The following is a 12,988-nucleotide window of genomic DNA, read 5'->3' on the forward strand; positions in this document are numbered from 1 at the left end:
TCCGCGCTATCGCTCTAGTTAATTTCCCACCGGGAACAACAACTGGAGCGATACCATGCGCCATGCAGTCTTAACCGTAGCGGCCCTGTGCCTCTCGACCAGTTTCGCCTTCGCCGGCGAGACGGCGGCCCCCGCAGATGCCAAGGTACACATTATCAATCTGGAAAACGGGGCCACAGTGTCCTCGCCCGTTCTGGTCGAGTTTGGCCTGTCGGGCATGGGCGTGGCGCCTGCGGGCGTCGATGTGGAGAAAACAGGGCATCACCACCTCCTGATCGACCGCCCTCCCTTTGGCGAAGGTGCGGATGATGCCATGGATGCAGGACTGCCTTCGGACGATCATCACAAACATTTCGGCGGCGGTCAGACGGAAACCCGGATCGAGCTCGAACCCGGCGAGCACACGCTTCAACTGGTGCTGGGAGACATGAACCATGTGCCCCATGATCCCCCGATCATGTCCGAGGTCATCACGATCACTGTGGAATGACGCAGAATGCCCGGCGCTGGGACGCGCCGGGCATTCATCGCAAAATAAAACGGGTGTCAGTCTGCGCGGACGAGACGCGGTGTCACGAGACCACTCTTTGCGGCGCCCTTCCAACCTTTGGCAGCGCCAAGGACCAGCAGATCCACCAGCGGCTCGATCGCAACGACCAGCATGTAGGCCGCGCCGAAGCTCGACACCGCGACCACATTGGCCGCGCCGAAGCCCTGACCGTAGAAGGCCCAGAACGCGACCCAGGCCACGACTCCACCCTGATAGGCTGCCGAGAGGGCGAGTGTCTGGCCATAACCGAGATCGGTGTAAGCTGTGCCGGGGGCGATAATCTTGCGCGCCAGCAGGCTGACCGCCCAGAGCGGCACCAGCAAGGTCGTCACGTTCATGCCGTATTGCGGCAGGTCGAGCGGGGCAAAGAACAGGCCCTGAAGGAGCAGACCCAGCGCCAGACCAACGGAGGCCGCTCCGCCACCGAAGAGCAGGAACAGGGTCGAGCCAAGGATGAAATGCACCTCGGAAACGCCCACCGGGTAATGCGGCAACACCTGGAAGAACGCGAAGACCGCGGCCGTGGCGAGCACGGAGCGCGCCGCGAGGGCCGGCAGTGCGGTCAGGCCGCGCAGGTTTTCCAGCGCCATTTTTGCGCTGAGCCCTGCCGCGCCCAGCGCAGTCCCGTAGCTCAGCAGAATCTTGGCGCCATTCACGACACCCGGTTCGATATGCATTCAATCCTCCTTATCCGCACCCACCGTGCGCAGGTCGTTGTTGCGGGCAGACGCCCTGTGACGATGGCAGGTGTCCTGGCTCGCAGGTTATCGCCTCTCTCCCCTTCCCAGCCTTCGGCCAGTGGTTCATCGAGATCGGCACCCTGCTTACAGTTGCGGGGGCAGCCCCGGCCTTGAACCCCAAGAGGCCCGCACCGGGTTCCCTTTCTAATCCACCGGCTTACGCACGGGGAACCATCCCGGAAACTGTCGCAGACGGACTGTCACATGTAAACTCGAAACGACAGTTATGCGCTAAACCTCCGCGGGCAGAGCCTCTCAACTGGCGAACACTCCGGAGAGATCGGCGAAACCCTTGATCTCGATTGGGTTTCCGGACGGGTCATAGAAAAACATCGTCCATTGCTCACCCGGCTCTCCAATGAACCGGCCCGAAGGCGGGATCACCCAGTCGATCTGCGCCGCCTCGAGGCGGTCGCGCAGTGCATCCCAGTCAGGCTTATGCAGGACGACCCCCAGATGCGGCATGGGCACCATGTGATCGCCGACCTTCCCCGTCGCCTCGGTGCGGAACGGCTGGCCCAGATGCAGAGACAGCTGATGACCGAAGAAATCGAAATCCACCCAAGTCTCTGTCGAGCGTCCTTCCCGGCAGCCGAGAATGTCGCCGTAGAACACGCGCGTGACGTCCAGATCGGTCACGTTGATGGCGAGGTGAAAGGGCGTGAGCATGGGGCGTGATCCAATATTGTCTGTCAGGTCCGCCCGCCATAGCATCGCGCTCATCTGATGAGGAGAGACCATGAGCGATTCCCCCAAAGGCTTCGAGACACTGCAAATCCATGCAGGGGCCAGCCCCGACCCGGCCACCGGCGCCCGCCAGACGCCGATCTATCAGACCACGGCCTATGAGTTCCGCGACGCCGATCACGCCGCCGCGCTGTTTAACCTGCAAGAGGTGGGCTACATCTATTCCCGCCTGACCAACCCCACTGTCGCCGTTCTGCAGGAACGCATCGCGACGCTGGAGGGCGGTGCGGGCGCGGTCTGCTGTTCTTCGGGTCACGCGGCGCAGATCATGGCGCTCTTCCCGCTCATGGGTCCGGGCAAGAACGTGGTCGTCTCGACCCGTCTCTATGGCGGCACGGTCACGCAGATGAGCCAGACCATCAAGCGCTTCGGCTGGTCGGCCAAGTTCGTCGACTTCGACGATGTGGACGCGATCCGCGCGGCGGTGGATGACGACACGCGGGCGATCTTCTGCGAATCTATTGCAAATCCAGGTGGTTACATAACCGACCTTGATGCAGTAGCTGAAGTTGCGGACAGCGTCGGCCTGCCGCTGATCGTGGATAACACCACCGCGACACCCTACCTCTGCAATCCGATCAAGCATGGCGCGACGCTGGTTGTCCATTCCACCACCAAGTTCCTGACCGGCAACGGCACGGTCACGGGCGGCTGCGTGGTCGACTCGGGCAAATTCGACTGGTCCGCCTCAGACAAGTTCCCCTCTCTCAGCGCGCCCGAACCCGCCTATCACGGTCTGAAATTCCACGAGGCGCTCGGCCCGATGGCCTTCACCTTCCACGGGATCGCCGTGGGTCTGCGCGATCTTGGCATGACCATGAACCCGCAGGCGGCCCATTACACGCTGATGGGGATCGAGACCCTGTCCCTGCGCATGGACCGCCACTGCGAGAACGCGATGAAGGTCGCCAAATGGCTCGAAGCCGATGACCGGATCGACCACGTGACTTATGCGGGTCTGGAGAGTTCGCCCTATAATCACAGGGTGGCAAAGATCTGTCCGCGCGGCGCCTCCAGCCTGTTCACCTTCGCGGTGAAGGGCGGCTATGACGCCTGCGTCAAGCTCATCGACTCGCTGGAGCTGTTCTCGCACGTGGCCAATCTCGGCGACACACGCAGCCTGATTATCCACTCGGCCTCCACCACCCACCGCCAGCTCAGCGAAGAGCAGCAGCGCGCGGCAGGAGCGGCGCCGGAAGTGGTCCGGGTCTCCATCGGGATCGAAAACGCCGACGATATTATCGCCGATCTCGATCAGGCGCTGACCAAGGCAACCGCCTGATCTGAAACGCAGTCCCGCGCGCATCGTGATGCGCGCGGGACGATCTTAGTTCAGCGGCTCAAGCGCGGCTTTCAGCATGACGCTCTGACTGATCTCTACCTCACCGGGGGCCACAGGAACCGGCGCATCGGACATCGCCATCTCCGCCCGCGCCAGATAGGGGCGCGGCACACCCCCACCCCGCTCTTCTGTGACACTCAGGATTGGCCCAAGGCCCATGCCCGCCGCGTCTGCCATGATCGCCGCCCGCCGCAACGCATCCGCGACTGCCGCCGCGAGTGCTGCGTCCTGCGCCGCCGTGTCATCGGCCAGACCAAAACTGAGCCCCTCAAACCGGTTGGCCCCGGCTGAAATGACCCGGTCCAGCACCTCTGACAGCCCGTCAATATTGCTCAGCCGGACGGACAGAATGCTGCTGGCGGTGTATCCGACCAGATTTCGCTGCCGCCTCTGGGGACCCACCGGGTCGATCTGCTCATAGACCGGCGACAGGGTCAGCGTCCCGGTCTGGATGTCCTTGGGGGGAACGCCCGCCTCCACCAACTGCCCCAGAACCGCATCGAGATTGACCCCAAGAGCCCCGGTGGCCTGTCCGGGGCTGTCCGCTTCGGCGACGACGCCCAATCTCGCCGTGGCAATGTCGGGCACCACCCGGAACGAGCCCGAGCCACTGACCTCCAAAACGCCGCCGTCCTGTTGCATTTCGGCCATTGCCGCTCCTCCGGTCATCCCCAACGCCACTGCCAGCGCCAAAATTATCTGTCTTCTGCCCGTCACCTTGTGTCTCCTTCGTGGCTCTGATGTCATTTAGGGCGGGTTCCCGCCCGTCTGATTTCTTCCCATAGGCGCAAAGCTAAGATAGGCTCCAATTGTAATCGTGCCACAGGCTGTCCCGGCCTCGGCCCAGTGATGATACAGGACCATGACCGAGACCATTTTTCTGGAGTTTACCGAGACCGAGATCCGCCTGTTGCGGCAGACCGGCGCCTCCAACCGGGTGCTGGCTGAGTTGCCGGTGGATGACGAGGGCCTGTCCGCCAGGTTGAATGCCCTGCGGGGGCAGCTTGAGGCAGAGCTTGGCATTCCGCTCCGCGCCGATATTCTCGTGCCGCCGTCCGAGATGCTGGTGCTCGATGTCCGGTGCAAAAGCACGGATCCGGCGGCCATGGAGGCTGCCGCCAAAGAGAGCCTTGCGGGCCGTACCCCCTATGCGCTGGACGAGCTTGCGTTCGATGTACAGCGCATCGGCGAAGACCGCATCGCCGTTGCCGCCGTAGCCCGGGAAACACTCGACGAGCTGGACAGCTTTGCCAAAACGCACGGGTTCGGCCCGGGGCGCTTTCGCAGTCATCGCAAGACGGGCCTCTTCCCGCGCATGGCTGACTTTGGCATCTCTCCACGGGCCAAACCCGAAACTGCCAAAAAAGCACCGAAGATCACCGGGATCCGGGTCGCCACCGCCGCCGCAACTGGCCAGTCCGTTGCGACCCCTGTACAACCTGTCCCGAGCGTGGCTCCTTCGCCCAAGCCAGCCGCCAAGTCCAAGCCGACACCAGCTGCTGCCGCGGCGCCCAAGGCCGCGCCCGCTGCGGCGAAGCCTCCTCTGAGAGCGCCACAAAAGCAGGTGGCAACGGCGGTCTCGGCCCTTCGCACGCCCCCCGCTCTGTCTAAAACGAACGCTCTGGCCGCCGCCGGGGTCTTGGCCGTCGCCCTTCTCGGTGGCGCCCTCTGGCTGTTAGGCGCAGATGATGCGCCGGTGGCCTCCCTGCCCGCCGAACCCACACCTCAGGTGGCCGAGACGACAGCCCCCGAGGCAGAACCGCCCAGTGATCAGGTCGCGGACGACACCCCATCTCCGGCAGCTCCGGTCGAGACCGAAACGGCCGACATCGCGGAGATCGTCGCGCCAGCCGAACCGATTGCTGTCTCCGAGAAAGTGGAACAGGAACAATCCGACATTGCCTTTGCCGCCCCCGAGCCCGCGGATACCGCTCCGTCGGCTCCGCCTGAGGTCATTGCCGCTGCGCCTGAGCTGGAACCACGAGCCCGTCCGACCGCGAGTGACGCCGATGCTCCGGTGGTGGAGGGAGAGATCGCCGCAGATCCGGTAGAGGTGATCGCATCAGCGCCAGACATCGTGCCGCCCGCTCGTCCTGGCTTCGACACGCCCACCTCCGACGCAGCCTTAACGCGACCGGGAGACGAGGACCTCCGCCCGCGCGCCCGGCCAGAAACGCCGGTCGTGGCCGAAGACCCGACAGAGGTCACTGAAGCGGCCACGCCTGAGACGCCGCTGACCGTCGATCAGCCTATTGAGGAAGATGGCGCCGCGGCGGCCCTCGCAAAATTGCGCCCGGCGGCCCGGCCATTTGGCGATGAAGAGCGCACCAACGACGCCGACCTGCCGGACACCGCAGACGCCGCATCCGACGATCTGACGGCGCCCAACCGGCCAGATGCGGACGCGACCCGCCCGGCTCCCCGCCCGGAAGCTGTCGCGGAGGCTCAGAGTTCCGCCGTCGCTACTGATGAAGCTCTGCCGTCGGTGCTCGGAGACCGCGACGACCCCCGATCAGGCCTGCGCCCGTCGCCCCGTCCGGCTGATCGGATCAAGACCTTGTTGGAGCAGGCAGAGCTCCAGGAATTGCAGGACCAGAAGATTTCGGACCTCGTTCAGGCCTCGCTCAACCCTCGTGCACGACCTGAAGGTTTGCGTCCCGAGCCGACACAACCCGCCCTCGCCCCGGGCCAGGATGCCGCCGGGGTGGCAGCAACGCTGGCCAGCCTCGCCCGCGAAGTCCCGCAACCCGAGCGGATCAGCCCCTATGCCATCAGCCGGTCCCCTGTACCCAAGACCCGCCCGCGTAATCTGAAGAAGACCGTCCGGCGCGCGGAGCCCGAGGCGAAAAACGTCCGTGTGGCCAGCGCCAGCGCAGTGGTCCGACCTTCTGGTCCGACTTCCGGCTCCGTCGCTGCACGGGCGACGACAAAGAATGTTCTGCCGCTCGGTAACGTGAATCTGATCGGTGTTTATGGTAGCAGCTCGAACCGCCGTGCGCTGGTCCGGCTGCCGTCCGGCAAGTTCGTCAAGGTCAAGATTGGTGATCGGGTTGACGGAGGCCGGGTCCGTGCCATCAGCGCGAGCAGCCTCGATTATGTCAAAAGTGGTCGTACTGTGCGCTTGTCGATGCCCAAGTAACCCGGCAGACAGCGGTAACATGCCGGTCCTAGACGATCTTTCTGGCCTTCATCATCTGCTGGCCTAGAAAGACTTAGGCAGGCTCTGCGAGACCTACTGTCAGACTTTTATTTCGGAGTCCCCCTTGGAAGCTTTTCTATTTCAAGCCACCGTTTATCTTGCCGCAGCCGTGATTTCGGTGCCCATCGCCACACGGCTGGGTCTGGGATCCGTTCTGGGCTGCCTCGCTGCAGGGATCATCGTGGGACCGGTCTTCGGGCTGGTGGGGGACGAGACACAAGACATCCAGCACTTTGCTGAATTCGGCGTGGTGATGATGTTGTTCATCATCGGCCTGGAACTCGAACCGCAAACGCTGTGGAGTATGCGGCACAAACTTCTGGGCCTTGGAGGTGCGCAGGTCGTGCTGACCATGGCATTGGTCACCGGCGCGGCGATCTTTCTGGGGCTGGACAGTTTTGAAGCGATCGCGATCGGCATGATTCTGGCGCTGTCTTCAACTGCTATCGTCCTCCAGACCCTGCAGGAAAAGAGACTGATGCGAACGCCCGGTGGCAACGCGTCTTTTTCGGTTCTGCTGACACAGGATATCGCGGTCATTCCAATGCTGGCGCTGATGCCGCTCTTGGCGACGCGTAACGCAAGCCACGGAGGTGGAGACCACAGCGGCGAGGCTGAGACCACCGCAGAAGTCAACGCTGAGCAGGTCGCAAGCCTGATCGACGGTCTGCCCGGCTGGGGTGTCACGCTGGTCACGTTGGCCGCCATTACCGGGATCATCGTTGCGGGTATCTACGGCACCCGCCCGGCTTATCGCTTTATTCACCGGGCACACATGCGCGAGCTTTACGTGTCTTTCGCACTGCTGATCGTCATTTCGATTGCTTTCACCATGTCATTGCTGGGCCTGTCTCCGGCGCTGGGAACCTTCCTCGCGGGTGTCGTGCTCGCCAACTCGGAATTCCGCCATCAGCTGCGGGCCGATATCGAACCGTTCAAAGGACTGTTGCTCGGGCTGTTCTTTATCACCGTCGGCGCGGGGATTTCATTTCCGCTGTTCTTCGAGCAGCCCTTCACGATCCTGGGACTGACCTTCGGGCTGATGATGCTGAAGGGAATCGTGCTCTTCACGCTGGGCAAACTATCGGGTCTGGGCCGACGGGATCGCTGGCTGTTCACCCTCGGACTGGCACAAGCCGGTGAATTCGGCTTCGTGCTCACGTCCTTCTCCCTGCAAACCGGCGTCCTTGGGCGTTCCCACAGCGACACGATCCTGCTCGTCATCGCCATGTCGATGCTGCTGACCCCACTGTTCTTCATCCTGTGGGAGATGATCCGGAAGCGCATCGCCGAACGGGACGAAGACCGCCCGCAGGAAGCAGATGAGATCGACCATAAGGGAAAGATCATCATCGCCGGCATCGGTCGCTTTGGTCAGATCGTGAACCGCATGCTCCATGTCTCGGGGTTGGAGCCAGTGGTTCTGGACCACAATCTCGACACTATCCTTTTGATGCGCAAGTTTGGCTTTCGGGGATTCTTTGGCGATCCGACTCGGCCTGAGCTGCTGCATGCCGCCGGGCTGGACGAGGCGCAGATCCTCGTCGTGGCGATGGATGAAAAGGACGATGTCACGAACCTTGTCGCCTACGCCCGCAAGGCGCATCCCGAACTTCAGATCATCGCGCGCGCCTATGATCGCAACCATGTCTACGAACTGCACCGGGCGGGCGCGGATGAGGTCGTCCGGGAGGTCTTTGACTCCAGCCTCCGCGCCGCGCGCTACGTGCTGGAGCGGACCGGCATCAGCGATTTGCAGGCCCGCGAAATGGAGCGGACCTTTTTCCGGCTCGACCGGTCATCGCTGCGCGAACTGGCGGATCTTTGGGATCCGGGGGTGCCGATCTCGCAGAATGAAGCTTACCTCGAGCGCGCTCGTGCCCTGAACGCAGAACTCGAAACAGAGCTATCCGCCCGCGCCGAACATGCCAGATCCAGCCCTTACGAAGAGGACGACTCCGAGGAGGATGACTCCGGCGATCTGGAGAAACAGGCCTCCTGATCGCGGCAGATGAAAAACGCCACGACCATACTTCAGGGCGCGGCGTCTCTTTTACATTGGGTACGGATGGCAGGTCAGTGCCGCGGAAGTATCACGCGGCCTGGCGGCTTTCGAGAAGGGTCGCGATTTCGCGTTGCGCGTCATCTTCGACCCCACCGGAAACCGCAGCAACCTCACGGGTCAGGCGTTCCAGCGCCGCCTCATAGAGCTGACGCTCGGAATAGGACTGCTCGCGCTGGTCCTCGTTGCGGTGCAGGTCGCGGACCACCTCGGCAATAGCGATCAGGTCGCCGGAGTTGATCTTCTGCTCATATTCCTGTGCCCGGCGCGACCACATCGCTTTTTTCACCTTGGCCTTGCCCTTCAGCGTGGTCATGGCCTTGGTAATGACGTCCGGAGACGAAAGCTGACGCATCCCGATCTCGGTCGCCTTGTTGGTTGGGACGCGCAACGTCATCTTGTCCTTTTCGAACGAGATGACGAACAGCTCCAGTTCCAGCCCGGCAATTTCCTGCTTTTCGATCGACAGAATTTGTCCGACCCCGTGGGCGGGATAGACGATATATTCGTTCGGGCGGAACTCAGGCTTTTTGGTCTTCGACATATTCGACATCATCCTCAGTGGCTCTCAGGGACTACGCAGACGAAAACGCGCGGGGTGCCGAAACAGCCCATCGCGTCACAATTCATGTGTAATAATTCGCCCACATCCGTGGATAGCATACCACGAATCGCACCTTATTAAAAGTCCGTTAGCGGAACGTTAAGCCGCGCTCAACCACCCTCACCGGGAGCTTCGGAGAAGAGTTCGATCTTGCCTTCTTTTCCGTCCATCTCTTCGGCGGTGGACAACTGGTCTTTTTTCGTCACGATCACCGGCCAAAGCTCGGCATATTTTCGATTGAATTCAACCCACTTCTCCGCGTCCGGATCGGTGTCAGGCCTGATCGCATCGGCCGGACATTCCGGCTCACAGACCCCGCAATCGATACATTCGTCCGGATGGATCACCAGCATATTCTCACCCTCGTAGAAGCAATCTACGGGGCACACCTCGACGCAGTCGGTGTATTTGCAGGCGATGCACTTGTCGTTGACGATATAGGTCATGCGGCTGGTCCTGTAACTCTGTCGCAGGGCAGATAGCCGCTCCCCGCCAGATCATCAAGCCACTGCGGCACCCTGCCCTTCATCCGAATCGGTCGAGATCTCGGCGGTCCTTTTTCGTGGGGCGCCCGCCCTTGTCGAACCGGGGATTGGCCTCGGGTTTCGGCGGTGGAGGAGGCGAATGATCCTCGTAGAGCGCCTGTGCTTCCGGGGCGGGTCCGCGCCGGGTTCCTGGCGCAAGAACCACCACCACGCGCGTGGCGCGGCCCTGGCTGAAGGTCAGCATGTCGCCTTCGCGCACGCTGGCCGAGGGTTTTGAGACCCGTACGCCATTCACCCGGACGCCGCCTTCGGTCACTGTTCGCGCCGCCAGGCTGCGCGTTTTGAAGAAACGCGCAAACCACAGCCATTTGTCGAGGCGGATCGAAGCAGGCTGGTCCAAAGCGGATCAGCCCTTATCCTTCAGCCCCATAAGCGCGGCGGCAAACGGGTTGTCGGGGTCGATTGCCTTTTCCTTGCGCGGCGGACGTGCACTGGCGGTTTGCGGACGCGCGCCACCCTTGCCCTTCTGCCCGCCCTTGGGCTTGCCCTTGCCACGGGGGCGCTGACCCTGACCCTGACGGTCATCGGGCTTGCGACCGGCATTTCGGGCCCGTCCCGCCCAGGTGAAGGTGTAGAACACCTCCATCTCGGGCGTCTCATCGGACTCCGACGTAACCTCGGCATCAGGTGAAGCTTCGGCCGCAGGCTCGTCCGCGACGACCTCGGGCTCGGCGGAAGCAGCGGCTTCCTCGACGGGCTGGGCCACATCTTCCGAGGCCATGTCCACATCAGAGGGCGCCTCGGCGGGGGTCTCCTTCGGGGCCGCAACCTTCGCGCGCTCGCCGCGCTCGGCCTTGTAGCCGAGCCCGGTCATCAGCGCCGCGAATTGCTCCAGCGTCATGCCGGTGATCGACAGCATGTCCGGCGTCGCCTCGAACCCGGCCCGCGAATTCTGCGCGCGCAGCATGTCGGCCAGACGCTCCAGCATGTCGATCCGGATCGCCCGGTCTCCGGCGGGGCGATAGCCCGCGCGCAGATATGTGCCGTCCGGCAGCCCTTCGACCACTGGGATAGTCACGAGACCCGGCGGCGGGCTCTCGGGGAACGTGTCATGGTTCTCGTAGAGCGACCACAGCAGGAGCCGCAGCCGGGTCGGCGCGGGCTTGAGCAGGAGCGGCAGGAAAATGGTGAACTGACCGAAGCGGACGCCGTGCTTGCGCAGGGCACCGCGTGCGGTCTGGTCGAGATCCTTCACCTCACCGGCCACCTCGTCGCGCGGGATCACGCCCATCGCTTCGATCAACCGGTAGGCAAAGCCTTTGGCCAGGCCCTCCAGAGTCTCGTCACCCTTCAGGTTCGTCAAAGGCTCGAACAGCGCTGCGATCTTACGGTCGATGAAGTGCTGGAGACGGCGCTCCACCTTCTGCGCCACATCCGGGCCTGCTTCTTCGTCCACGAACGCCTCGATGCGCGGGCGCAGCGGGTCGTCACCGCGTACCAGCTTACCGACCGCTTCGGTGCCCCACATGAGGCCGCCCTGCTCGGTAAAGTCGATCTCGGTATCCGGAGCGTTATAGAACCGGTCGGCCCGTAGATTGAAATGCGGGGTCAGCGCGGCGATGCTGGCCTGACGCAGCGTCTTCGCCTCGTCGGGAGATCCCGCCTTGTCCTGCCGGAAACGGAAGCCCTCAAGCCGGCCCACATATTGCCCCTCGACGGAGACTTCGCCTTTGTCGTTCACTTCGGCCAACATGGCCTCCTTCTGCTTCAGCCGCCGCAAGAGCACACTCGTACGCCGGTCAACGAATCGCTGGGTCAGTGCCTCATGGAGCGCATCTGACAGGCGGTCTTCTACCGCGCGCGTTGCTTCGCGCCAATGCTGCGCGTCGTCAACCCAGCCCTTTCTTTGCGCCACATAGGTCCATGTGCGGATATACGCCAATCGTTTGGACAGAGTGTCGATGTCGCCTTGGGTCCGGTCGATGCGTTTGACCTGCCGCGCGAGCCAGTCATCGGGCACCCGGCCCCACTCGCGCAGAAAGCCGAAGATCCGGTCGAGGAGCCCTGCATGTTCGCCCGCGCTGATACCCCGGAAGTCCGGGATCCGGCACACATCCCAGAGGAGTTTCACGGCGGTGGCATCGCTGCAGGCAGCGGCGATCTCTGGCTGGGCGGCAAGGCTCTTCAGGGCGATAAGGTCATCCGCCTCGCGCCCACGCACCAGCCGTTGATGATCGGGCCGGGCCTCCAGCGACGCTATGAGTGCCTCCGTGGTTCCGAAGCTCAGCGCAGCGTTGCGCCATTGCAGCGTCCGGATCGGGGCAAAGCGGTGCTCGGAGATCGCATCGGCCACTTCCTCGTCCAGAGGCCGCGCTTCGCCGGTGACGCCATAGGTGCCATCCGTTCGGTAACGCCCTGCCCGGCCAGCAATTTGTGCCAGCTCATTGGGCATCAGATCGCGCATCCGCCGTCCGTCGAACTTACGCGTGGAGGAAAAGGCGATGTGGTCGATATCGAGGTTCAGACCCATGCCGATGGCATCGGTGGCGACCAGATAATCCACATCGCCATTCTGATACATCTCCACCTGCGCGTTCCGGGTACGCGGTGAAAGCGCGCCCATGACAACGGCGGCGCCCCCTTTTTGGCGGCGCAGGAGTTCAGCGATGGCGTAGACGTTATCGACCGAGAACCCGACAATGGCCGAGCGCGGTCGCATCCGGCTGATCTTGCGGCTGCCCGTATAGGTCAGGGTCGAAAAGCGGTCCCGGCGCATGAACTGCGCCTGCGGCACGAGTTCAGCAATGGCGCTGCGCACCGTGTCGGCCCCCAGAAACAGCGTCTCATGGGTGCCCCGCGCACGGAGGAGCCGGTCGGTAAAGACATGTCCTCGCTCAGGATCGGCGCAGAGCTGGATTTCGTCGATGGCGAGAAAATCCGTCCCCATGGCCTCGGGCATCGCTTCAACTGTGCAGACCCAATACTGGGTCCGCTCCGGAACGATTCGTTCCTCGCCCGTGACCAGCGCGACCACGGACGGCCCCCGGATTGCCACCAGTTTGTCGTAGACCTCGCGGGCCAGAAGGCGCAGCGGCAGGCCGATAATGCCGGAGCGGTAGCCCAGCATCCGCTCCAGCGCGTAATGCGTCTTGCCGGTATTCGTCGGCCCGAGGACTGCGGTGATCCGTCCCATATGGCCTCCTTCGTCCCCAGACCCGTTCCCGTGAGCCTAGATGAGGCCGCGCGCCCCCAAGCGCAA

Annotated in this window: 11 protein-coding genes and 1 riboswitch; of the genes, 4 read left to right on the forward strand and 7 right to left on the reverse strand. The window is 63.1% G+C overall.

Annotated features, from left to right (window positions below):
• Nucleotides 1–55 precede the first annotated feature (55 nt).
• Complete coding sequence (locus FEV53_RS09290) at nucleotides 56–490, forward strand: DUF4399 domain-containing protein (RefSeq protein ID WP_142834542.1); 435 nt, start codon at nucleotides 56–58, stop codon at nucleotides 488–490.
• Between the two features lie 56 nt (nucleotides 491–546).
• On the opposite strand, the gene FEV53_RS09295 is transcribed toward FEV53_RS09290, so the two are convergent.
• Nucleotides 547–1,227 (reverse strand): energy-coupling factor ABC transporter permease, encoded by a 681-nt coding sequence (locus FEV53_RS09295; protein WP_142834543.1) that lies wholly within the window; start codon nucleotides 1,225–1,227, stop codon nucleotides 547–549.
• 48 nt (nucleotides 1,228–1,275) lie between these two features.
• Nucleotides 1,276–1,481, reverse strand: a riboswitch (cobalamin riboswitch).
• 64 nt (nucleotides 1,482–1,545) lie between these two features.
• Nucleotides 1,546–1,959: a VOC family protein gene (locus FEV53_RS09300; protein WP_142834544.1), complete on the reverse strand. Its 414-nt coding sequence runs from the start codon at nucleotides 1,957–1,959 to the stop codon at nucleotides 1,546–1,548.
• Nucleotides 1,960–2,029: 70 nt separating this feature from the next.
• On the opposite strand from FEV53_RS09300, the gene FEV53_RS09305 reads away from it, so the two are divergent.
• The gene (locus tag FEV53_RS09305; protein WP_142834545.1) at nucleotides 2,030–3,319 is read left to right on the forward strand and encodes an O-acetylhomoserine aminocarboxypropyltransferase/cysteine synthase family protein; all 1,290 of its coding nucleotides are present in this window, start codon (nucleotides 2,030–2,032) and stop codon (nucleotides 3,317–3,319) included.
• Nucleotides 3,320–3,364: 45 nt separating this feature from the next.
• On the opposite strand, the gene FEV53_RS09310 is transcribed toward FEV53_RS09305, so the two are convergent.
• A complete protein-coding gene (locus FEV53_RS09310) occupies nucleotides 3,365–4,096 on the reverse strand; it encodes an SIMPL domain-containing protein (protein ID WP_185962151.1) in 732 nt (243 codons plus the stop codon).
• A gap of 145 nt (nucleotides 4,097–4,241) precedes the next feature.
• Between FEV53_RS09310 and FEV53_RS09315 the strand changes: the two genes are divergently transcribed.
• A complete protein-coding gene (locus FEV53_RS09315; RefSeq protein ID WP_142834547.1) occupies nucleotides 4,242–6,518 on the forward strand; it encodes a hypothetical protein in 2,277 nt (758 codons plus the stop codon).
• Nucleotides 6,519–6,642: 124 nt separating this feature from the next.
• Nucleotides 6,643–8,580, forward strand: a complete 1,938-nt coding sequence (locus tag FEV53_RS09320; protein ID WP_142834548.1) for a monovalent cation:proton antiporter-2 (CPA2) family protein — start codon at nucleotides 6,643–6,645, stop codon at nucleotides 8,578–8,580.
• A gap of 91 nt (nucleotides 8,581–8,671) precedes the next feature.
• Here FEV53_RS09320 and FEV53_RS09325 read toward each other — a convergent pair whose 3' ends face one another.
• The 4 genes from FEV53_RS09325 to FEV53_RS09340 form a co-directional block, all read right to left on the reverse strand.
• Complete coding sequence (locus FEV53_RS09325; RefSeq protein ID WP_142834549.1) at nucleotides 8,672–9,184, reverse strand: CarD family transcriptional regulator; 513 nt, start codon at nucleotides 9,182–9,184, stop codon at nucleotides 8,672–8,674.
• A 170-nt stretch (nucleotides 9,185–9,354) separates the two neighbouring features.
• Nucleotides 9,355–9,690, reverse strand: a complete 336-nt coding sequence (gene fdxA, locus FEV53_RS09330; protein WP_142834550.1) for a ferredoxin FdxA — start codon at nucleotides 9,688–9,690, stop codon at nucleotides 9,355–9,357.
• A gap of 79 nt (nucleotides 9,691–9,769) precedes the next feature.
• Nucleotides 9,770–10,129 (reverse strand): RNA-binding S4 domain-containing protein, encoded by a 360-nt coding sequence (locus FEV53_RS09335; protein ID WP_142834551.1) that lies wholly within the window; start codon nucleotides 10,127–10,129, stop codon nucleotides 9,770–9,772.
• 6 nt (nucleotides 10,130–10,135) lie between these two features.
• The gene (locus tag FEV53_RS09340) at nucleotides 10,136–12,922 is read right to left on the reverse strand and encodes a helicase-related protein (RefSeq protein ID WP_142834552.1); all 2,787 of its coding nucleotides are present in this window, start codon (nucleotides 12,920–12,922) and stop codon (nucleotides 10,136–10,138) included.
• Nucleotides 12,923–12,988: the final 66 nt, after the last annotated feature.

The organism is Palleronia caenipelagi (assembly GCF_007004065.1).
In the GTDB taxonomy this organism is placed as follows: Bacteria; Pseudomonadota; Alphaproteobacteria; order Rhodobacterales; family Rhodobacteraceae; genus Palleronia; species Palleronia caenipelagi.